This is a genomic window from Aquimarina rhodophyticola (assembly GCF_042434915.1).
Classification (GTDB): Bacteria; Bacteroidota; Bacteroidia; order Flavobacteriales; family Flavobacteriaceae; genus Aquimarina.
This window is the reverse complement of record NZ_CP170198.1, coordinates 2326199-2349475: the sequence shown is the minus strand read 5'-3', so window position 1 is coordinate 2349475 and position 23277 is coordinate 2326199. Positions and strand designations below refer to the sequence as shown.

Here is a 23277-nt window from a genome sequence, read left to right as displayed (position 1 = left end):
ATGCGGTATACTAATTATTTCTGGCTATTAATTACTGTTTTTTGTCTGTTTGCGTGTAAAAAGGACAAGAAAGAATTATATATTAATACAACAATAGGTGAGGCTTTTGGAACTACATATTCGGTGAAATTTATTGATTCAAAAAAATATAATTTATCTACCTACCTTGATAGTATTGTCCAACAAATTAATTTATCAATGTCAACGTATCAATTGGATTCTGATATTTCTAGAATTAATGCGGGTGATTCTACAGTGTTAGTTGATACTCATTTTAAAAATGTTTTTTCGGCTGCAAAAGCTATCCATAAAGAAACTAACGGAGCATTCGATCCTACAATCGGTATCCTAGTCAATGCTTGGGATTTTGGACCTTCTGGTGGGATAGTGGCCTTGGATCGAAAAAAGATTGATAGCTTATTAGTTTTAGTAGGTTTGGACAATGTGGAACTGAAAGATAATAAAATCTTTAAAAAGCATAAAAACACTTTTTTGGACTTTAATGCTTTGGCCAAAGGGTATGCGGTAGATGTCTTTGCAGACTATATGAATTCATTAAAACTAGATAATTTTTTAGTCGAAATAGGCGGTGAGATTCGAGTGAAAGGACGTAATGTTTTAAGAAACAAATCCTGGACTATCGGCGTAGAAGATCCTAATTTTGATTATACCCAATCCTATAGTAAAGTAATTCCGCTTTCAAATCAAGCAATGGCAACATCGGGTAGCTATCGTAAATTTAAACTTGATAGCGACGGAAACCGTTATGCTCATATTATAAATGCAGAGACAGGTTATCCTCTTAAATCTAATTTGCTTAGTGTGTCTGTTATTGCAGATACATGTATGGAAGCAGATGCATACGCTACTGCATTTATGTCTATGGGACTTTATCGCTCTAAAACATATCTACAATCTAACAAAAAAATTAAGGCTTTTTTTATTTATGAAAGTACAAATGGCTTATTAAAAACTTTATCGGTAAATAATTTTCCAGAAAGTTAGGGTTTATAGCAAACAGGTAATAGTTCTCCATCGGCTAGTCTAAATCGATCAATTTCTTCTGGAGTTAATTTTTTTGAATAGTTGAACTCTTCAACCTTAAATCCTATTGAGCGCAATTTGTTGAAATAATCTCGACCATAGATGCGTACGTGATCATATTGTCCAAAAATCTTGGCGCGTTGCTTTTTATCTGTTATACTATCATCAAAAAATGTTTTTTCTCTACTAAGATCCTGTGGTATTTGAAGAATGGCCATTCCGCCAGGTTTAAGCACTCTAAAGAGTTCCTGCATTGCCTTTGTATCAACAGGAATATGTTCCAAAACATGATTACATAGAATAATGTCATAGGTATTTTGTTTGAATGGTAGATTGCAAATATCTGCTTTAATATCTGCAAGAGGAGAGTTAAGATCTGTTGTAGTATACTCTATATTCTTTAATTTTTTAAATCTTTTATAAAAAGCCTGCTCTGGTGCAAAATGAAGAACTTTATAGTATTTAGTAAAAAAATCAGTTTCATTTTTAAGATATAACCATAGCAGACGATGTCTTTCTAAGGACAGCGTAGAGGGGGAGAGTACATTCTCTCTTGGTTGCACATAACCATAGGGTAAAAATTTCGAAAATTGTTTACCATCGATTGGATCCGTGTATCGGGAACCTTTCAAAAAAGCGGCAATAATCGGTCGAATAGCATAGCTCAATCGAATCAAAATAGGTCGAGGAATGGTGTTTAGAACAAGTTTAAAGAGCTTTTTCATGTTTACACAAATTCTTCCTTAAACAGTAAGTAATTCTTGTCTAAAAGCATCTTCTTCAGAAGTAATAATACCTAAGGCCTCATTAATATATTTAAAAGTAGACAAAATTTCGGGTTTTCCATCCACGATAGCCACGTCATGCTCAAAGTGAGCACTAGGTTTCCCGTCATCAGTTAAAATAGTCCAGCCATCACGTAGCTGCTTGATACGGTGAGTACCCATATTTGTCATGGGCTCTATAGCCACCACCATTCCCTCGATTAATTTTTTACCACGACCGCGTCTTCCATAATTGGGCATTTCTGGATCTTCATGCATCGTTCTACCCAAACCATGACCTACAAGCTCTCTTACTACGCCATAACCAGCGTCTTCTGTGAATTTTTGAATAGCATATCCTACATCACCAACACGATTTCCTACTCTCAATTGCTCAATACCAACATAGAGTGATGCTTTGGTAACTTTGAGAAGACGTTGTAGGTCTTCTGTAATTTCACCAACTGCAAAAGTATAAGCATGATCTCCATAAAAACCATTTTTGATAGCTCCACAATCTATAGAGATTATATCGCCATCTTGCAATGGTGTTTTATTTGGAATACCATGTACGACCTGAGCGTTAGGACTCATGCATAGCGTATTTGGAAAATCATATAAACCTAAAAAACCTGGGACGGCACCATGATCACGTATAAAACTCTCTGCTAGTGCATCTAATTTAAGTGTAGTCACCCCTGGTTTTACCTCGGCGGCTAACATGCCTAAAGTTTTTGATACGATCAATGCACTTTCTCGCATTAACTCTATTTCTTCTCGCGTTTTTACTATAATCATGTGCTTGTTACTTTATGCAGGGTACAAATTTACAAAGAATAAAATGATCTTGTAATATATACGCGACTGTTAATCTTCATATGCGTGCTTGTACGGTTGTCCTGATAAGATGGTACGCATATCTTTTTCTAAACTCTCACGTGCGTACTCTACATAACGTCCAATTTCTGTACCGTTTTTATAGAAAATAAAAGTGGGTACACGAATAATATTTAGGCCTTTCTCAAGTTTTTCTGGGGTGTCTTTATTGCGAGTAACAGTAATTAATGTAAAATTTTTATAATCAAATTCGGCGTGGTCCAAAATTTTATAAAAAGCAGGCACGCCATATTGACTATCACCGCACCATGTGCCCATAAAAGCTTTTATCTCAATGTTTTCTAATAAAGGTTTTAGTTGTGAAGCTACTTCGGTATCTAATTCATAACTCTCATAATTTTCATTAAACCAATAATCATGTGGTTCGGCCTCTAACGTTGACCTGTCTTGAATCCCTACGAGCATTCCTGGAGGGTTTGACTTTTTAATAGGCTTAGTACTTACCTGTTTTTCGGCGTTATCTACAACGTCAGGATTTACATCTTTTTTGCTAGTTGTAACTGTGCTTTTGCAGGCAACTATAGTAAAAAGCAATAAAAATTTAAAATTTAATTTCATAGGGTGTGTATAAATTAATAATTAAAACATTTAATGTTCTATGATACTTTTAGAATTATGTGTTTGAGATATTTTTGCGGATGTTTATTTCACCAAAAGGGATTGACCCGTCATACTTGTTGGTTTTTTAATATTCATTAGATCTAAAATAGTAGGGGCTATATCGCCCAGTACTCCGTTTTGTATAGGTATGGATTCTTTATCAATTAAGATAAAAGGAACGGGATTAGTTGTATGTGCTGTATTGGGTGAGCCGTCTGGATTTATCATCGTTTCACAATTTCCATGATCTGCAATCAAAAGTATTGAATATCCATTGTTTAAACCTGTATTTACAACATCCTGCACACATGTGTCTACAACTTCGCATGCTTTTACAGCAGCTTCCATAATACCAGTATGACCAACCATATCACCATTGGCGAAGTTAAGGCATACAAAATCTACGTCGCCTTTTTTTAGTTCTGGTACAAGGGCATCTCTCAACTCAAAAGCACTCATCTCGGGTTTAAGATCATAGGTTGCGACTTTAGGAGAGTTTTTTAAAATTCTTGATTCTCCATGAAAAGGATCTTCTCTTCCGCCAGAAAAGAAAAAAGTTACGTGAGGATATTTTTCTGTTTCTGCTATTCTAATTTGTGTTTTACCTGCTTTAGAGAGGACTTCACCTAAGGTTTGTGTTATATTATCTTTAGAATAAATAACATTAATACCTTTAAACGTTTCGTCATAATTTGTCATGGTAACAAAGTATAATGCAATTTTATGAGTGTTATACTCGTGCATATCTTGTTGAGATAACATGCTTGTTAACTCCCTACCACGATCTGTTCTAAAATTAAAAAATATCACCAAATCATCTTCTTCTATCGTAGCGGTAGGTTTCAAACCATCAGAAATTACGACTGGTGTAATAAATTCATCCGTAACATTTTGGGCATAGCTTGCTTCAAGATATGATTTAATATTATTAGTTCGTTCTCCTTTACCATTAACTAAAAGGTCGTAAGCTAATTTAACTCTGTCCCATCTATTATCTCGATCCATCGCATAATATCGGCCAATGACTGAAGCAAGTTTGCCCGTAGTGTTGGCCATATGTTTTTCTATATCCTCGATATGATAGATCCCTGATTTGGGGTCAACATCTCTTCCGTCTGTAAAGGCGTGTAAAAAAACATCTGTTACATCATGTTGGTGTGCTGCACTTAATAAGCCTTTTACATGATTGATGTGTGAATGTACCCCTCCATCACTTAGTAACCCGAGTAAGTGAACTTTTTTATTGTTAACTTTTGCGTATTCAAAAGCATCAATAATAACTTTCTCATTTTTTAGAGTGTCCTTCTTTATCGCCAAATTAATTTTAGCCAAATCTTGATATACTATACGACCTGCACCTAGATTCATATGGCCTACTTCGCTGTTTCCCATCTGTCCCTCTGGTAAACCTACGTGCAAGCCATCTGTACGAAGTGATGCTACAGAATAGTTGGTGTATAAGCTGTCTATAAAAGGTGTCTTTGCATGGTCAATTGCAGAAACCTCAGGATCTGGAGAAGTTCCCCATCCATCCAAAATCATTAGAATTACTTTTTTTGTCATGTAGTTACTAGTTTAAAATACTATTTGGTGTGGTTAAAAAAGTAAAATTACAATTTCAAGTTAAGCTTTACAATGAAGATATGGGTGTTTATTATCAAGGAATACAGAATAGGGGTAAGCGAGGTAGTAATTTCTGTTCATGCGATGATCAAAGTAGCTGAGCTTATGTATACTTTTGCTTTGTCTATAAATAGTGGCAGGTACTTGGATTAGTTGCGTGATTAATAAGTAAAGCTTTCCACTAATTAGTTTGTAAAATTCTACTGGTTAAATATATCTAGTTTGAAGCATATTGTGGGATGTGCTTAAAAAAGAGTTTAAAATCATTACTATATCGGCCACAATTTTATACTATGAGGTTAGGGGAGACCCTGTATCAAAGTTGTTAATTTAAAAACAGTTTAAGTATCGTTACTATGCTTGTAGAGTAAAGAACAATTCTTAATGGGTTAAGGTTTAATGCTGTTTATAGGCTTTTATTGCTTCTTCAATTTTTTCGATTCGATTTTCGGGATCTGGGTGAGTACTTTGAAACTCTGGTGTTCGATTTGGACCTGCGGCTTCCTTTAAGATTTTCATCACACCAATCATTTCTTCTGGCCTATAGCCTGCTTTTATCATAAATTGAACACCTAGTTCATCACTCTCTAGTTCATCCTCTCGACCGTTTTTTAAGAGTATATTTTGTCCTATGCCACTTACTAGACTCCCTGCATCGGCTCCTACAGAAGCTCCAGTAGAGATAGTTTTCCAAAATTCATGTTCTGCAATTCGTTCTGCAGAGTGGCGGCCTAATACGTGACCAATTTCATGACCAAGAACTCCTGCTACCTGATCTTCATTTTTTAATTTTGATAATAAGGCATAAGTTATAAAAATTTGTCCTCCTGGTAGTGCAAAAGCATTGATGGTATTTTCATCTGCAAGTAAATGAAATTCATAACGATATGGAGTTTCTCTTGCCATAGTAGAGCGAACTAGTTTGTCCCCAACCATGTCAATATAAGTTTGCAATTTTTGATCGGGGTAGAGACCGCCATGCTGTTGCGCCATTTCGGGAGCACTTTGTAAGCCAATAGAAATTTCCTGATCGGTAGTCATGTTAATATTTTGTATACGATCAGTATATGGATTGGTAGTTTTGTTGACGCATTTTTTGAAAAAAGCAAAAACAACTATTGCCAAACCTATTAATATTCTAATCTTTAAACCACCACGCCCCATAGAAAGTAAATTTTTATTGCAGTTAGAAAAATTTAGTACTTGACGTTCAAGATACTAATTTCTGCAATTTTTATTTTTTAATTATGAAAAATTTGTGTGTAGTAAAATCGACCTTGGTCATCTTTTAAAGCTGCAATTCCTGTAAAAGAAAAATTTCCTTCAATATTTTGGCGATGGCCATCACTGTCCAACCAAGCATTAACAACTTTTTCTGCAGTTGGTTGAAAGCTAGCAACATTTTCTGCAGCAGTTCTAGCATTTTCTTCTGCTTTAAGTCGATCAAACCGTTTATCAAAATTATCATGACTTATTCTTTTTTTGTCGATCATATAGATGGTATGTTCTTTTGCTAGTGTTGTAGCTAAGGTGCTTACTTCTAATGCCGGAAGTTGTATGCTAACTCGATGTTCATTAACTAATCTCAGAATTTCAGATTCTGTAGAGTTTTCTGTAGTGTCGATTTCTGCATTTTCATCTACTTGATCATCATTATCCTTGGAACAGGAGGTTATGGCTACAGCTATATAAAGTATAAAAATTGATTTTAAATAGGTTTTCATGATAAGGGGATTAAATTGATTAATTTTTGAGTTTTGGGTTGATGTCTAGAAGGTTTTTATCAAAATAAGTTTCTATAAATTCTTTAGTAATATACTCATGACCGATAATTTCATTCTTAGTCAATTCTTCGACAAGATCTAAGCCTTGATAGTCCATGAGCATTGGTTTTGAAATCGCACCATACGAATAATGCCATGGCTCATATTTGAAGCCTTCTCTTTTTGGATCATTATTGTAGACTAAAAAATAACCGAAGGATTCAGCATTTTGATCCATCCATTCTTTAAATTTACAATAGGGTCCCATTTCTTCAAAATGTTTTGTCAAAAGAACATCTTTAGGTTGTACTGGTTTTCCATCAACAATATCCAGATCGGTACCCCAATGATGCCTTGAGGTTCCTGGTATTGTAGAATATTCTATAATTTTTTTTATAGCATCAAGGGGAGACATTCCAGAACTTGTAAAGCGTTTGTATTTGCGAGTCCATATGCTATTTTGATGTTCAAAACTTCGATAGCTAGAAATGACTTTAAGTTCAATTCCTTCTTTTGCAGCACTTTCTCGCATTTTTAAAAAGGCTTCATGTGCTTCTTTACGCAAAAGATAAGTGTCGCCATAGAATGAGATTTCACTTTTACCCATTAAATCTGCCTTATCGAATTTTTTTTGTGAAAAACCCACAGTTACAGGTAATATTAGTAATAAAAGTACTCGTCTCATCTTAAGCAAACATTTTTTTATAACGGCTAGTTATGAATAGATTTGAAAAAATCATCGTTTGGTAAACGAATTTGATCTTCTAATATTTTAGAATCCTACAAGATAAAAAAAACCGACAACTATAAAGATGTCGGTGTTAGATTTTTTAATTGAATTTAGGATAAAATACCGTCCACAATTCCATAATCCAAGGACTCTTGTGCATCCATCCAGTAGTCTCGGTTAAAATCTTTCATTACTTTTTCATAATTCTGACCGCAATTATCGGCAAGAATTTTAGCACTCAATTCTTTAGTTTTTAATATCTCGGTTGCTTGTATTTCAATATTAGAAGCTTGACCTCGTGCACCACCGCTCGGTTGATGGATCATCACCTTGGCATGGGGCTGAATAAAGCGCTTTCCTTTTTCACCTACACTAAGCAAAATGGAGCCCATAGATGCAGCAAGACCTGTACATATTGTAGATACAGGACTTTTTAGTGCTTTAATCGTGTCATACATAGCAAATCCCGAAGTTACATAACCTCCTGGACTATTGATGTATAATTTTATTTCATTATCATTGATCATATCAAGATACATCAAACGATCTATAACATGTTTTGCAGATTTGTCATCTACTTGACCCCACAAGAAAACACTACGTTCTTCTAAGAATTTTTGCTCGATTAAGTCTTGTATCTTACCTGGTTTATTTTTCATATATTTTTAAATTATTCTCTGTCAAAGAGATACTAGATTTTACTAATTTGAAATATAATAGTGCGTAATAAAACACTAATTATAGTCTTAAAATAATGCGTCAAAAAGTAAAAGTATAATTATTTTAGCAAAAAATCACGAAATGAATCTGGCATTTAACAAGATTTTAAAAGCAGACTTTCCAAAGGTGCTACCATTGCTACAAAAATTAATGAAGAATCAATTTTCTGATGAAATTTTATTAGAAAGATTTGGTGAAATGTTTGAGCAAAATTATGAATGCAGGGGTATTTATTTGGATAATAAGTTAATTGGAGTGTTTGGGCTGTGGTTCATGACACGGCATTACGCTGGACGCTCATGTGAGCCCGATCATGTCTATATTGATGATGCTTATCAAGGTCGAGGTATAGGTAAAAAAGTTTTTAATTGGATTTACGCATATGCCAAAGAAAAAGGTTGCGAAAGTTCAGAATTAAATAGTTATGTTTCTAATTATCCTTCTCATAAGTTTTATTTGAATGAAGGCTATGAAATATGGGCGCATCATTTTTTTAAAAAATTATAAAACTTATGATGCGAACCGCGATACTTTTATCTATTTATATATAAATATCCTGACAAACTTTTTCTACCATTTATTTTAACAACATAAAAGTAAGTACCTACTGGTAATTCGCTATTATCTAAAATAGTAGCTCGTCCATTAGATCTGCCAGCAAAACCCTCAGAGGTTTCTTGAACTTTATGGTATTCATTTTTTTCATATACTTTTACGCCCCAACGATTAAAAATTTCTAATGTATTATCGGGAAAAGCGGTTAATCCTTGAATTACAAAAGTATCATTGATACCATCACCATTTGGAGAAACTGCATTAAATACTTCAAAATCACCGTCCAAAAGTTCGCTAGATGAGCCAAACGTGATGATAGTATAGGTGTCAGGAATAAAAGGAGCAGATACGATCTCTCCATTGTTTAAATCACCCCTAACGCCTGTATTGCCAAGATTAATCCATGTATTTTGCTCTGTATCCCAGCCAACAACACGCAAGTTTTCTAAATTTTCTACTAGTGTAGGTAAATTGCTATTATCATCCCAGGTAAGAGTTACTTTTGTTTCTATTGAACCGTTTAAATCCCAAAATTCAAAAATACTTACCCCGTATAAAGTAGCCTCATAATTAGCGGTGTCAAACCCTTTGGGGAAAAAGTTTGGATTGTTAGGGTCTTCAAAAAAATAAGCTCCTCTTGCAGTATTAGTTGCAGCTTCAGGTTCTATAGCCATGGGACGCAGTCTGAAGTCATCACCTATAGGAAAAGTAAAATCTAATGCTCCCGTAATTGCTGCATATCCATCCACGAATCGGTCATCATTGGCTCCTAAATACGGTGTGTCAATATCATAATCCAGTGAAACTATACTTTGATCCCTAGGGGTAATTACACGTCCGTTTATAAATTCCTGAAAGTTGGTGCTTCCTACAGCCACTTCGAGGTATAGATTATCGTCTACATCAATTTCTAAATCATAGAATACAGGCTTTTCTGTACCACTGACGGTGAGACGTCCATTTGAATTATAAAATCCAACCATACCCAGGTTTTCATTGAATCTTCCATCATTGATTAGATCAATATGGAAACCTATCGCACCTTGTTCATGAATTTGAATGTTGCCAAAATTGTGAAAAGCCTCTTGACCCTTTAGAGATAGAGAGCAAAGCATAACCAGTATTAATATGTTAGATATAAGTGCTTTCATTTTTAATCCTTTTTAACACGATGTGTTATTCTACGGTTTGTAATAACTGATTTAACTCCAAGAGAGTAGGCGCTAGAAAACTCAGAAGTGCTGTTGCTCAAAGTTGCAGTAGCGGTAATCTTACTACCAGCTGGTAGGGGATTTGCAAGTGTAATAGAAAAATTGAAACGTGCTGTAGTATCGGTATTTCCATCGACAGCATATCCAGAACTGGTAGTATCTAAATCTGCTCCACTTCCTTCAATAACAGTAGTTAGATAGACCTGACCTTCACCATAATCCAATGTTTGTCCTAACTGGTTGTCACCCTCGGCAGCTGTTCCTTGATCAATATCGGTAAGGAAAAGTTCTATAATTGAGCCCGGTCGCGCCCAGCCCACAACTTTTAATGAATTACCAGATACTGCTGCAGATTCAAAAACAGGAAAGTTTAAGTTACCATTTGGTCCAGTATCACCATCACCTGTATCATTAGTAGTTACTCCGTTTCCTTTAGTGTTTGTTATAATCACAGGATTGTATAGATCAATACCAAGTGCGTCTTCTACTGTACCGTTATTGTATATAGAATTTTGAGAAATAAGATTACCTGAATTAGTTCCCGTAATAGCAACTCCTGTACTACCATTGGTATGTATGATATTGTTTGTGATCGATGAATTATCGCCACCAAGGAGCACTCCTTCTTTATCGGTACAGGCTGCTCTTGTTCCAGAAGTGGTAATTGTATTATTGGTTAAAGAAACGTTACCACCAATACCCTCGCCACTTATTCCTACCCCGGTCGCATTATCCAATAGATTATTTTGGATTGTTATACCAGAACCACTTTGCAACCTGATGTTATTACTACAGGTAGTTGTTCCATTATTAGAAATATGATTCTGTTCAATAAGCGTATTTGTGCCTCCATCAACTAAAATTCCAGCAGCGCCATTTCCTGAAATAAAATTATTAGAGATAGTTGAAGTTCCTCCTGTAATTTCGAAACCTTGGTCTATATTTCCTGAAGCTATACCAGCAGCGTTAACACCCAGTAAATTTTCTGTCACTAATACATTCGTTCCAGAGTCTTGCCTAATACCTGCATTATTATTAGCGTATATTGACAGATTCCTAACTGTAGTATTTGAGGCTTGGATGACAAATACATCACCAGCATTGCGATGTATCTGTATTTCTGGAAGAGAAAAATTAGGAAGTATAAACCCAGTAGTGCCAATAGAACTACCTCCTGCACCAATAGTACCTATATTCGAATCAGTAGAGTAGGCTGTTTGTGTTCGTCCATCGATTGATGTGTCGTTATCAACAATAGGTGATAAATCTACACCAAGCCCAGTGATAAAAATATCAAAGTATCCTCCAGAAAAATTAGCATCTGCAGGTCTACCTAGAGGATCTGCAGTAGGAGGAATCATAAAAACAGAAACATCTTTTCCCGCAACAGGATCAAAAATGCTATTAGGGTCGATATCTAGCCCTGCATTATCTAAAGCGTTACTATTAATTATAAATTGTTCTAGAGAACCTTGTCCAGCACTATTTGTATTTACAATCGTATTAAAATTAAAGCCAAAGTCTATATCGATAATTCCTTCATCAGCTACTGTGATCGTAGAAACGGTCTGGGCACCAGTGATACTTCCAGTTCCTCCATCTTGTTGTGAAGGGTTAGCTCCACCAATCTCTTGAGTAATATCTGTATAGGAACCACTTCCATAATTTCTTCTAAAAGTCTGTACAGGAAAACAAGCAGTACAGGCTGCACCACCACCACGATTTGAGCGAACGGTAGAATTAACTACTCTAATTTTATAATCTCCATTGGTCATACCACCAAAAGTATAGTTTCCTGAAGCATTTGTAGTAACTGTTTGCTCCAATGTATTTAGATTATTATATAGTTCAAGGGTTGCGCCCACTACTGGAGTTCCTGAAGCTGTAGCGCGATCACGTCCTATACCGCCTCCATAATTAGTGTCCTCAAAAACATTACCTGTTATTAAATTACTGGGAACACTGAGAATTACAGAATTTAGCATGACCAAATCCTGACCAACTTGAACATTTGTGGTTATAGAGGATTCTCCGATACCTATAAAAGCAGATAGGTCATAAGTGTCCAAATCTACTCCATAACTTGTAGTGTTATTTACATTGGGTATAACTGTATTATCAAAGATCGTAGAGTTAAAAGGATTGTCAATATTTGTACCATCATTATCGCCATCACCTGTTAGTTCGAATGTAAGACCTAGCCCGTTGGTAACTGTTAAAACTTCATTATTGGCCAAAGATTGGTCACCTTCCCATGATAAAATAGTAGTTTTTGAACCATTTATAGCATTTGCATAAAAGTTATCCAGCGTATAACTCGTTGTGTTATTACTCTGCCCATCAAAACCATTATATAAATTAATACTAGTAGCAGGTAGGGTAGGATCCGAATAAAAAACCATAAGACTCCATCCTCCTAACACTGTATTAGGAGTACAGTAAACCTCATTGGTGCTAATTGTAAGATCGGTGAGATCATAGACATTTGTAGAGGGTGATGCTATACCTTGAACTATAGAGGTTACGTCACTTACCATACCATAAAATACGCCACCTTGTATATATTGACTAGATATATCAGCAGTAACCGGTGTACCTTCAAAAGTTACTTGAGTATCAATGTTAGGATTAGAATGTGCCCACATTAAATAGGCTTTTTCAATCGTAGCACCCGTAGGGATTGGACTCGTTAAGGAGCCGCTAGATGTGGTTGCTATGGAGCAAGGATCTACGTCGTTACTATTGGTTCTAAAGGACCCTCCGGCGACAGTATAATCGTAATTACCATCAAATTGATCAAATAATGTCAAGGGTACATCTTCAGGAATAGACGGATCACTTACTTTAAAAGTGACCGTAATAAATTGATTTCCATCATTTGGTTTAGTGGCATTAAGCACTTGTACGCCATCAACTAAAATAGTAACATTTGAGCCAAAACCATTCCAGTTATCGGTAAATCTATCTGCTAATATAAGTGTATATTCACCATAATCTAATACAATATTGTCACTGTTTGTATAATTTAGAAGCGAAGCTCCATTAGTGGAAAAACAACGAGTTGGTACACAGTGTTGATACAGCGTGGTATTTGCTGCATTTCTTATCTGTATAAGATTTTCTTGCGCCCATTGTCTCCAATCTACATTTATAGTAACCGTTGCTTGCGCATATAAGCTTGCACAATTAATAATCGCTAAAAATAAAATTAATAGTGTTTTATGCCTACTTTGGTTATTTACTATATCATACTTCCCCATAAATAATTATTTTACAACAAATACGACATTGATTAGAGAGTTATAGTCTGTAGGTTGGTTATTAACGGTGTAGGTTAATTCTCCATCTGCTGTAATCATCATAGCTCCAGTATCAAAAACTGCAGGATCTGCATAGGTTACATAATAATACAGATCAGTTGCATTATATACTGGTACGGTTGCCGGTGCAGTTGGACTTGATGCTATTGGTGTAGCAAATTGAGCTGTGTACTGTGCATATAAATCTACAGTAAAAGTACCGTTACTAGAAGCGTCGATCTCAATAGATGGAGGGTAGAAAACTCTCGCCGCTTTTGAGGTAATTGGGGCAATTGCTTGTATTACTTGTTGCACATTTGTTTCATTTGTTGGTGTAGTTATACCACCTTCATCAACATCAATCGGAGCATCCAGCAGGACTTCAGAGTCTAACTGGTCATCTGTACTACGTTGCCATCCTGTTGAGGTTAAACGATAGATTACTTGTTCATCAGTATTAAATAAAGTAGCTCCTATTGCAGCTCCAGTAATAGCAGTCATTTCTGTAGTAGTGGCAGTAGGTAACCCCATAACCGAATTAGCATCTATTTGTGCAACTAGTGAAGAAGTACAAAATACAATAAGAAGAATGCATATATTTTTCATAGGTTTTAGTGTTTCGGAAATTAACATAAGGTTAAAAACTTTGTTATAAGATAGTAATTTTTTAAAAATCTAGTACAGTAAACATAAATTCTAAATCAATATCATCTTTTTGGGTAGTTCCATTATCGCTATCACCAATATTTACTTTAAATCCAGTTGTTTGTTGATCATAATATGTGATTCCGGCATCATCATAGTTTGCAGTTGAGTTACCGGGACAATCACCACCACAATCAATAATAGATAGTTGAATGATATAGTTTGCATCGGGCATAGCACTTGCAAAGGTGATTTGATAGTCACCTTCATTAATTCTTGAAACCGTTGCGTTTCTTATTTTGGCTGCTACTCCCGTTCCTAATACTTTACCAATAGCTTTTACGGGACTGGCAAAAAATGCACCACCATCTGTACCTACGGTAACTTGATTTCCCGTATTAGCACTTACAACCTGAGCAGTAGTAGCCGTTCCTGCTTCGTTAGTGTAAGTTATTTCACCAGTAGTACTGGAGTCATTTTGAGCGAATGTTGTTACAGTCTCATCTACTGATCCTCCGCCATTTGATAACGATATAGTTGTACCTGTTTTGCTTAATACTTGAATTTCGTTAGTTGCATCTGTATCATTATCAGCGGCATTACTAGCAGCCAAGGCATCAATAGCTCCTTGTACATCCGTTTCACCTAAACCAGAATTAGTATCATCAAAAGCTACTTCAGCAGCGGTTTGGTTATCCGAGCTTGCAGCAGCTAAATCAGCAATAGCTTCTTCAACTGTAAGTTCATTTACTGTATCCCCATCTACATCGATAGGCGTATTCAAATTAACTTCGGTTGCATTTTGATTATCAATATCAGCAAGCGGTACTTGTAGAGTATTTGCGCTATCTGTTATCTCTAAGTTAGTTCCATTAACAGCAAAAGCAGTATTTACTTCGTTCGTGTCATCTGTATCATTATCGGCGGCATTACTAGCAGCTAATGTATCAATAGCTCCTTGTACATCCGTTTCACCTAAACCAGAGTTAGTATCATCAAAAGCTACTTCGGCAGCTGTTTGGTTATCGATATCAGCAAGCGGTACTTGTAGAGTATTTGCACTATCTGTTATTTCTAGGTTAGTTCCATTAACAGCAAAAGCAGTATTTACTTCGTTAGTTGCATCTGTATCATTATCAGCGGCATTACTAGCAGCCAAGGCATCAATAGCTCCTTGTACATCCGTTTCACCTAAACCAGAATTAGTATCATCAAAAGCTACTTCGGCAGCTGTTTGATTATCGATATCAGCAAGCGGTACTTGTAGAGTATTTGCGCTATCTGTTATCTCTAAGTTAGTTCCATTAACAGCAAAAGCAGTATTTACTTCGTTCGTGTCATCTGTATCATTATCGGCGGCATTACTAGCAGCCAAAGCATCAATGGCTCCTTGTACATCCGTTTCACCTAAACCAGAATTAGTATCATCAAAAGCTACTTCAGCAGCGGTTTGGTTATCCGAGCTTGCAGCAGCTAAATCAGCAATAGCTTCTTCAACCGTAAGTTCATTTACGCTATCCCCATCTACATCGATAGGCGTATTCAAATTAACTTCGGTTGCATTTTGATTATCAATATCAGCAAGCGGTACTTGTAGAGTATTTGCGCTATCTGTTATCTCTAGGTTAGTTCCATTCACAGCAAAAGCAGTATTTACTTCGTTCGTGTCATCTGTATCATTATCAGCGGCATTACTAGCAGCCAAGGCATCAATAGCTCCTTGTACATCCGTTTCACCTAAACCAGAATTAGTATCATCAAAAGCTACTTCGGCAGCTGTTTGATTATCGATATCAGCAAGCGGTACTTGTAGAGTATTTGCACTATCTGTTATTTCTAGGTTAGTTCCATTAACAGCAAAAGCAGTATTTACTTCGTTCGTGTCATCTGTATCATTATCGGCGGCATTACTAGCAGCTAATGCATCAATAGCTCCTTGAACATCAGTTTCACCCAGACTAGAATTTGTGTCATCAAAAGCTACTTCGGCAGCTGTTTGATTATCGATATCAGCAAGCGGTACTTGTAAAGTATTTGCGCTATCTGTTATTTCTAAGTTAGTTCCATTAACAGCAAAAGCAGTATTTACTTCGTTAGTGTCATCTGTATCATTATCAGCGGCATTACTAGCAGCTAATGCATCAATAGCTCCTTGAACATCAGTTTCACCCAGACTAGAATTTGTGTCATCAAAAGCTACTTCGACAGCTGTTTGGTTATCGATATCAGCAAGCGGTACTTGTAAAGTGCTTGCACTATCTGTTATTTCTAGGTTAGTTCCATTAACAGCAAAAGCAGTATTTACTTCGTTCGTGTCATCTGTATCATTATCAGCGGCATTACTAGCAGCTAATGCATCAATAGCTCCTTGTACATCCGTTTCACCTAAACCAGAATTAGTATCATCAAAAGCTACTTCGACAGCTGTTTGGTTATCGATATCAGCAAGTGGTACTTGTAGAGTATTTGCACTATCTGTTATTTCTAGGTTAGTTCCATTCACAGCAAAAGCAGTATTTACTTCGTTTGTGTCATCTGTATCGTTATCAGCGGCATCTGAGGCAGCAATAGCTGTGTCTACATAATCTTTGGTAGTTGCATCGTTACCATCTACTGGAGTACCGATATTATCAATTATTACTCCACCTGCATTGTTACCTTCAGTTAATACTTCCGATAGGTTTTGATCATCTGTATCTACAGTATGTGCTAAGTCTGTTATCTGACTTTCAGTTATTCTTATGTTAGCTTCATTAACATCGATATTAATATTATCAGTAGCTGCATCACTAACAGTTATTCTATTTGAACCTGCATTGATATTTTTAAATTGAAGATCAACACCTGTTTTTCTAGCAAATACGCCTATACCAGCATTCCCTACATTAGAAGCAGTATTCGTTTGTCCTGAAGTAGCCGCAAAACCATCTACTTCGGTTTGAATTTCTTCAATAGCAGCTTGTACATCGGTACTAGTTGTATTCCCAGTAGGAGTGAAGGCTACTTCGGCAGCTGTTTGATTATCAATATCAGCAAGCGGTACTTGTAGAGTATTTGCGCTATCTGTTATTTCTAGGTTAGTTCCATTAACAGCGAAAGCAGTATTTACTTCGTTCGTGTCATCTGTGTCATTATCCGCGGCATTACTAGCAGCTAATGCATCAATAGCTCCTTGAACATCAGTTTCACCCAGACTAGAATTTGTGTCATCAAAAGCTACTTCGGCAGCTGTTTGGTTATCTGAGCTTGCAGCAGCTAAATCAGCAATAGCTTCTTCAACTGTAAGTTCATTTACTGTATCCCCATCTACATCGATAGGCGTATTCAAATTAACTTCGGTTGCATTTTGATTATCAATATCAGCAAGCGGTACTTGTAGAGTATTTGCGCTATCTGTTATCTCTAAGTTAGTTCCATTAACAGCAAAAGCAGTATTTACTTCGTTAGTGTCATCTGTATCATTATCAGCGGCATTACTAGCAGCTAATGCATCAATAGCTCCTTGTACATCCGTTTCACCTAAACCAGAATTAGTATCATCAAAAGCTACTTCGGTTGCATTTTGATTATCAATATCAGCAAGCGGTACTTGTAGAGTATTTGCGCTATCTGTTATCTCTAAGTTAGTTCCATTAACAGCAAAAGCAGTATTTACTTCGTTCGTGTCATCTGTATCATTATCAGCGGCATTACTAGCAGCTAATGCATCAATAGCTCCTTGTACATCCGTTTCACCTAAACCAGAATTAGTATCATCAAAAGCTACTTCGGCAGCTGTTTGATTATCGATATCAGCAAGCGGTACTTGTAGAGTATTTGCACTATCTGTTATCTCTAGGTTAGTTCCATTAACAGCGAAAGCAGTATTTACTTCGTTCGTGTCATCTGTATCATTATCAGCGGCATCTGAGGCAGCAATAGCAGTATCTACATAATCTTTGGTAGTTGCATCGTTACCATCTACTGGAGTCCCAATATTATCAATTACCAAACCACCAGCATTGTTACCATCAGCAAGTACTTCGTTTATATTTTGAATTTCGTTAGTTGCATCTGTATCTAAAGCGGCTTTATCTTCCCATGTGACTACACCAGTTGCATTTGTGGTCAAAATTTTATCGTTTCCGCCAGAAGCAATATCTGCCGAAGCAATTGTTCCATCAAGAATTTTATCAGTTGTGACTGCATCATTAGCAATCTTAGCAGTAGTCACTGCGTTATCGGCAAGTTCATTGGTTGTAATAGCGTTTGCACTTATTTCTAGGTCAATCTCATCGTTAGCAATATCATCAGTTACTGTGATTTTTCCTGAGGCTGAATTGATATTTTTGAATTCTAAGTCTACTCCATCTTTTTGCTTAAAAGTACCTACACCAGCATTCCCAACATTAGAAGCAGTATTATCCTCGCCTGCAACAGCCGCAAAACCATCTACTTCGGTTTGAATTTCTTCAATAGCAGCTTGTACATCGGTACTAGTTGTATTCCCAGTAGGGGTGAAAGCTACTTCAGCAGCGGTTTGGTTATCCGAGCTTGCAGCAGTTAAATCAGCAATAGCTTCTTCAACCGTAAGTTCATTTACTGTATCCCCATCTACATCGATAGGCGTATTCAAACTAACTTCGGTTGCATTTTGATTATCGATATCAGCAAGCGGTACTTGTAAAGTATTTGCGCTATCTGTTATCTCTAAGTTAGTTCCATTAACAGCAAAAGCAGTATTTACTTCGTTAGTGTCATCTGTATCATTATCAGCGGCATTACTAGCAGCTAATGCATCAATAGCTCCTTGTACATCCGTTTCACCTAAACCAGAATTAGTATCATCAAAAGCTACTTCGGTTGCATTTTGATTATCAATATCAGCAAGCGGTACTTGTAGAGTATTTGCGCTATCTGTTATCTCTAAGTTAGTTCCATTAACAGCAAAAGCAGTATTTACTTCGTTAGTGTCATCTGTATCATTATCAGCGGCATTACTAGCAGCTAATGCATCAATAGCTCCTTGTACATCCGTTTCACCTAAACCAGAATTAGTATCATCAAAAGCTACTTCGGCAGCTGTTTGATTATCGATATCAGCAAGCGGTACTTGTAGAGTATTTGCACTATCTGTTATCTCTAGGTTAGTTCCATTAACAGCGAAAGCAGTATTTACTTCGTTCGTGTCATCTGTATCATTATCAGCGGCATCTGAGGCAGCAATAGCAGTATCTACATAATCTTTGGTAGTTGCATCGTTACCATCTACTGGAGTCCCAATATTATCAATTACCAAACCACCAGCATTGTTACCATCAGCAAGTACTTCGTTTATATTTTGAATTTCGTTAGTTGCATCTGTATCTAAAGCGGCTTTATCTTCCCATGTGACTACACCAGTTGCATTTGTGGTCAAAATTTTATCGTTTCCGCCAGAAGCAATATCTGCCGAAGCAATTGTTCCATCAAGAATTTTATCAGTTGTGACTGCATCATTAGCAATCTTAGCAGTAGTCACTGCGTTATCGGCAAGTTCATTGGTTGTAATAGCGTTTGCACTTATTTCTAGGTCAATCTCATCGTTAGCAATATCATCAGTTACTGTGATTTTTCCTGAGGCTGAATTGATATTTTTGAATTCTAAGTCTACTCCATCTTTTTGCTTAAAAGTACCTACACCAGCATTCCCAACATTAGAAGCAGTATTATCCTCGCCTGCAACAGCCGCAAAACCATCTACTTCGGTTTGAATTTCTTCAATAGCAGCTTGTACATCGGTACTAATTGTATTCCCAGTAGGAGTGAAGGCTACTTCGGCAGCTGTTTGGTTATCAATATCAGCAAGCGGTACTTGTAGAGTATTTGCGCTATCTGTTATTTCTAGGTTAGTTCCATTAACAGCAAAAGCAGTATTGACTTCGTTCGTGTCATCTGTATCATTATCAGCGGCATTACTAGCAGCTAATGCATCAATAGCTCCTTGAACATCAGTTTCACCCAGACTAGAATTTGTGTCATCAAAAGCTACTTCAGCAGCGGTTTGGTTATCCGAGCTTGCAGCAGCTAAATCAGCAATAGCTTCTTCAACCGTAAGTTCATTTACTGTATCCCCATCTACATCGATAGGCGTATTCAAATTAACTTCGGTTGCATTTTGATTATCAATATCAGCAAGCGGTACTTGTAGAGTATTTGCGCTATCTGTTATCTCTAAGTTAGTTCCATTAACAGCAAAAGCAGTATTTACTTCGTTAGTGTCATCTGTATCATTATCAGCGGCATTACTAGCAGCTAATGCATCAATAGCTCCTTGTACATCCGTTTCACCTAAACCAGAATTAGTATCATCAAAAGCTACTTCGGCAGCGGTTTGGTTATCCGAGCTTGCAGCAGCTAAATCAGCAATAGCTTCTTCAACCGTAAGTTCATTTACTGTATCCCCATCTACATCGATAGGCGTATTCAAATTAACTTCGGTTGCATTTTGATTATCAATATCAGCAAGCGGTACTTGTAGAGTATTTGCGCTATCTGTTATCTCTAAGTTAGTTCCATTAACAGCAAAAGCAGTATTTACTTCGTTAGTGTCATCTGTATCATTATCAGCGGCATTACTAGCAGCTAATGCATCAATAGCTCCTTGTACATCCGTTTCACCTAAACCAGAATTAGTATCATCAAAAGCTACTTCGGCAGCTGTTTGATTATCGATATCAGCAAGCGGTACTTGTAGAGTATTTGCACTATCTGTTATCTCTAGGTTAGTTCCATTAACAGCGAAAGCAGTATTTACTTCGTTCGTGTCATCTGTATCATTATCAGCGGCATCTGAGGCAGCAATAGCAGTATCTACATAATCTTTGGTAGTTGCATCGTTACCGTCTACTGGAGTACCGATATTATCAATTACTACTCCACCAGCATTGTTACCTTCAGTTAATACTTCCGATAGGTTTTGATCATCTGAGTTTGCAGCAGCCAAAGCATCAATGGCTCCTTGTACATCCGTTTCACCTAAACCAGAATTAGTATCATCAAAAGCTACTTCGGCAGCTGTTTGATTATCGATATCAGCAAGCGGTACTTGTAGAGTATTTGCACTATCTGTTATCTCTAGGTTAGTTCCATTAACAGCAAAAGCAGTATTTACTTCGTTCGTGTCATCTGTATCATTATCAGCGGCATCTGAGGCAGCAATAGCAGTATCTACATAATCTTTGGTAGTTGCATCGTTACCGTCTACTGGAGTCCCAATATTATCAATTACCAAACCACCAGCATTGTTACCATCAGCAAGTACTTCGTTTATATTTTGAATTTCGTTAGTTGCATCTGTATCTAAAGCGGCTTTATCTTCCCATGTGACTACACCAGTTGCATTTGTGGTCAAAATTTTATCGTTTCCGCCAGAAGCAATATCTGCCGAAGCAATTGTTCCATCAAGAATTTTATCAGTTGTGACTGCATCATTAGCAATCTTAGCAGTAGTCACTGCGTTATCGGCAAGTTCATTGGTTGTAATAGCGTTTGCACTTATTTCTAGGTCAATCTCATCGTTAGCAATATCATCAGTTACTGTGATTTTTCCTGAGGCTGAATTGATATTTTTGAATTCTAAGTCTACTCCATCTTTTTGCTTAAAAGTACCTACACCAGCATTCCCAACATTAGAAGCAGTATTATCCTCGCCTGCAACAGCCGCAAAACCATCTACTTCGGTTTGAATTTCTTCAATAGCAGCTTGTACATCGGTACTAGTTGTATTCCCAGTAGGAGTGAAGGCTACTTCGGCAGCTGTTTGATTATCAATATCAGCAAGCGGTACTTGTAGAGTATTTGCGCTATCTGTTATTTCAAGGTTAGTTCCATTAACAGCAAAAGCAGTATTGACTTCGTTCGTGTCATCTGTGTCATTATCCGCGGCATTACTAGCAGCTAATGCATCAATAGCTCCTTGAACATCAGTTTCACCCAGACTAGAATTTGTGTCATCAAAAGCTACTTCAGCAGCGGTTTGGTTATCCGAGCTTGCAGCAGCTAAATCAGCAATAGCTTCTTCAACCGTAAGTTCATTTACTGTATCCCCATCTACATCGATAGGCGTATTCAAATTAACTTCGGTTGCATTTTGATTATCAATATCAGCAAGCGGTACTTGTAAAGTATTTGCGCTATCTGTTATTTCAAGGTTGGTTCCATTAACAGCAAAAGCAGTATTTACTTCGTTCGTGTCATCGGTATCATTATCAGCGGCATTACTAGCAGCTAATGCATCAATAGCTCCTTGAACATCAGTTTCACCCAGACTAGAATTTGTGTCATCAAAAGCTACTTCAGCAGCGGTTTGGTTATCCGAACTTGCAGCAGCTAAATCAGCAATAGCTTCTTCAACTGTAAGTTCATTTACTGTATCCCCATCTACATCGATAGGCGTATTCAAATTAACTTCGGTTGCATTTTGATTATCAATATCAGCAAGCGGTACTTGTAGAGTATTTGCGCTATCTGTTATCTCTAAGTTAGTTCCATTAACAGCAAAAGCAGTATTTACTTCGTTAGTGTTATCTGTATCATTATCGGCGGCATCTGAGGCAGCGATAGCAGTATCTACATAATCTTTGGTAGTTGCATCGTTACCATCTACTGGAGTTCCTATATTATCAATTACTACCCCACCAGCATTGTTACCTTCAGTTAATACTTCCGATAGGTTTTGATCATCTGAGTTTGCAGCAGCCAAAGCATCAATGGCTCCTTGTACATCCGTTTCACCTAAACCAGAATTAGTATCATCAAAAGCTACTTCGGTAGCTGTTTGGTTATCTGTTCCAACAAAATTAATAGGTGCTCCATTACCATTATCAAACGTAAAAGTCCCATCCCCATTATTTGTAAGGAGTGCTTTACTAATACTTATAGTAGCTCCTGCTTCGTTGGTGTAAGAAAAAGTTCCGTCATTATTATCAAACACGACAGTAGTGGTTTCGATAATACTACATAAAGATTCCCATACAGATCCTGTAAATTGATAGACGCAGTTTTGATCAGTATTATAAACTAGCGCACCATTTAATGGAGTAATCGCATTCATTTGGCTCGTAGTAACACGAGAAAGCACGAGTACTTTATTAGAACTTTCTAATTCTAATAAAGAATTAGCATCGATTTGATTGGGATTATCTCCAACTTTTACCTGTGCAACAACAGCAGATAAATTCAAAAAGATTAGTATAAGTAGGGTAATTTTAAGATTCATATTGTAAGATATTTCTTATGAACAAATTGATAAAGGTATATACGTAAGGTCTTTAATCTTAACTAAGGTTTAGTATTACGAAATTAAAAGTATTCTATGCGAAAGTATTAAACTAATCGATCACTGACACTTTTGTAGGGTCGAAATAACGTATTTTTTCGATGAAATACAAATTTAATAGACTAAAA

14 protein-coding genes are annotated in these 23277 nt (G+C 36.6%); 2 read left to right on the top strand and 12 right to left on the bottom strand.

Annotated elements, in window-relative coordinates:
• On the top strand, positions 1-1005 hold the full coding sequence (locus ACE939_RS10170; protein ID WP_378185461.1) for an FAD:protein FMN transferase: 1005 nt from the start codon (positions 1-3) through the stop codon (positions 1003-1005).
• Here ACE939_RS10170 and ACE939_RS10165 read toward each other — a convergent pair.
• The 8 genes from ACE939_RS10165 to ACE939_RS10130 form a co-directional block, all read right to left on the bottom strand.
• Complete coding sequence (locus ACE939_RS10165; protein ID WP_378185460.1) at positions 1002-1769, bottom strand: class I SAM-dependent methyltransferase; 768 nt, start codon at positions 1767-1769, stop codon at positions 1002-1004. The genes ACE939_RS10170 and ACE939_RS10165 overlap by 4 nt on opposite strands.
• A gap of 18 nt (positions 1770-1787) precedes the next feature.
• Positions 1788-2606: a type I methionyl aminopeptidase gene (gene map / locus ACE939_RS10160; protein ID WP_378185459.1), complete on the bottom strand. Its 819-nt coding sequence runs from the start codon at positions 2604-2606 to the stop codon at positions 1788-1790.
• 69 nt (positions 2607-2675) lie between these two features.
• Positions 2676-3263 (bottom strand): thioredoxin family protein, encoded by a 588-nt coding sequence (locus ACE939_RS10155; protein WP_378185458.1) that lies wholly within the window; start codon positions 3261-3263, stop codon positions 2676-2678.
• An 84-nt stretch (positions 3264-3347) separates the two neighbouring features.
• The gene (gpmI, locus tag ACE939_RS10150; RefSeq protein WP_378185457.1) at positions 3348-4868 is read right to left on the bottom strand and encodes a 2,3-bisphosphoglycerate-independent phosphoglycerate mutase; all 1521 of its coding nucleotides are present in this window, start codon (positions 4866-4868) and stop codon (positions 3348-3350) included.
• Between the two features lie 456 nt (positions 4869-5324).
• Entirely contained in the window at positions 5325-6092 is a 768-nt protein-coding gene (locus ACE939_RS10145) for a M48 family metalloprotease (protein WP_378185455.1), read from the bottom strand.
• A gap of 77 nt (positions 6093-6169) precedes the next feature.
• On the bottom strand, positions 6170-6652 hold the full coding sequence (locus tag ACE939_RS10140; RefSeq protein WP_378185453.1) for a CAP domain-containing protein: 483 nt from the start codon (positions 6650-6652) through the stop codon (positions 6170-6172).
• A 19-nt stretch (positions 6653-6671) separates the two neighbouring features.
• Positions 6672-7376 carry a M15 family metallopeptidase gene (locus tag ACE939_RS10135; protein ID WP_378185451.1) on the bottom strand — a complete coding sequence of 235 codons (705 nt, stop codon included), beginning with the start codon at positions 7374-7376 and terminating at the stop codon, positions 6672-6674.
• Between the two features lie 155 nt (positions 7377-7531).
• Positions 7532-8080 (bottom strand): ClpP family protease, encoded by a 549-nt coding sequence (locus ACE939_RS10130; RefSeq protein WP_378185449.1) that lies wholly within the window; start codon positions 8078-8080, stop codon positions 7532-7534.
• 142 nt (positions 8081-8222) lie between these two features.
• On the opposite strand from ACE939_RS10130, the gene ACE939_RS10125 reads away from it, so the two are divergent.
• A complete protein-coding gene (locus ACE939_RS10125; protein ID WP_378185447.1) occupies positions 8223-8648 on the top strand; it encodes a GNAT family N-acetyltransferase in 426 nt (141 codons plus the stop codon).
• Positions 8649-8674: 26 nt separating this feature from the next.
• Here the strand turns inward: ACE939_RS10125 and ACE939_RS10120 are convergent, their stop codons facing one another.
• The 4 genes from ACE939_RS10120 to ACE939_RS10105 all read right to left on the bottom strand — a co-directional run bounded on the left by ACE939_RS10120 (position 8675) and on the right by ACE939_RS10105 (position 23089).
• Positions 8675-9847: a gliding motility-associated C-terminal domain-containing protein gene (locus tag ACE939_RS10120; RefSeq protein ID WP_378185446.1), complete on the bottom strand. Its 1173-nt coding sequence runs from the start codon at positions 9845-9847 to the stop codon at positions 8675-8677.
• A gap of 2 nt (positions 9848-9849) precedes the next feature.
• Positions 9850-13167, bottom strand: coding sequence for a right-handed parallel beta-helix repeat-containing protein (locus tag ACE939_RS10115; protein ID WP_378185444.1), 3318 nt, complete (start codon positions 13165-13167; stop codon positions 9850-9852).
• Positions 13168-13173: 6 nt separating this feature from the next.
• The gene (locus tag ACE939_RS10110) at positions 13174-13812 is read right to left on the bottom strand and encodes a hypothetical protein (protein ID WP_378185442.1); all 639 of its coding nucleotides are present in this window, start codon (positions 13810-13812) and stop codon (positions 13174-13176) included.
• A gap of 61 nt (positions 13813-13873) precedes the next feature.
• Positions 13874-23089 carry a beta strand repeat-containing protein gene (locus tag ACE939_RS10105; protein WP_378185440.1) on the bottom strand — a complete coding sequence of 3072 codons (9216 nt, stop codon included), beginning with the start codon at positions 23087-23089 and terminating at the stop codon, positions 13874-13876.
• Positions 23090-23277 lie beyond the last annotated feature (188 nt).

Excerpts from the sequence above, each read along its gene's own strand:
- ACE939_RS10170 (WP_378185461.1), top strand. The coding sequence starts at position 1 with ATGCGGTATACTAATTATTTCTGGCTATTAATTACTGTTTTTTGTCTG.
- ACE939_RS10165 (WP_378185460.1), bottom strand. The coding sequence starts at position 1,769 with ATGAAAAAGCTCTTTAAACTTGTTCTAAACACCATTCCTCGACCTATT.
- map (WP_378185459.1), bottom strand. The coding sequence starts at position 2,606 with ATGATTATAGTAAAAACGCGAGAAGAAATAGAGTTAATGCGAGAAAGT.
- ACE939_RS10155 (WP_378185458.1), bottom strand. The coding sequence starts at position 3,263 with ATGAAATTAAATTTTAAATTTTTATTGCTTTTTACTATAGTTGCCTGC.
- gpmI (WP_378185457.1), bottom strand. The coding sequence starts at position 4,868 with ATGACAAAAAAAGTAATTCTAATGATTTTGGATGGATGGGGAACTTCT.
- ACE939_RS10145 (WP_378185455.1), bottom strand. The coding sequence starts at position 6,092 with ATGGGGCGTGGTGGTTTAAAGATTAGAATATTAATAGGTTTGGCAATA.
- ACE939_RS10140 (WP_378185453.1), bottom strand. The coding sequence starts at position 6,652 with ATGAAAACCTATTTAAAATCAATTTTTATACTTTATATAGCTGTAGCC.
- ACE939_RS10135 (WP_378185451.1), bottom strand. The coding sequence starts at position 7,376 with ATGAGACGAGTACTTTTATTACTAATATTACCTGTAACTGTGGGTTTT.
- ACE939_RS10130 (WP_378185449.1), bottom strand. The coding sequence starts at position 8,080 with ATGAAAAATAAACCAGGTAAGATACAAGACTTAATCGAGCAAAAATTC.
- ACE939_RS10125 (WP_378185447.1), top strand. The coding sequence starts at position 8,223 with ATGAATCTGGCATTTAACAAGATTTTAAAAGCAGACTTTCCAAAGGTG.
- ACE939_RS10120 (WP_378185446.1), bottom strand. The coding sequence starts at position 9,847 with ATGAAAGCACTTATATCTAACATATTAATACTGGTTATGCTTTGCTCT.
- ACE939_RS10115 (WP_378185444.1), bottom strand. The coding sequence starts at position 13,167 with ATGGGGAAGTATGATATAGTAAATAACCAAAGTAGGCATAAAACACTA.
- ACE939_RS10110 (WP_378185442.1), bottom strand. The coding sequence starts at position 13,812 with ATGAAAAATATATGCATTCTTCTTATTGTATTTTGTACTTCTTCACTA.
- ACE939_RS10105 (WP_378185440.1), bottom strand. The coding sequence starts at position 23,089 with ATGAATCTTAAAATTACCCTACTTATACTAATCTTTTTGAATTTATCT.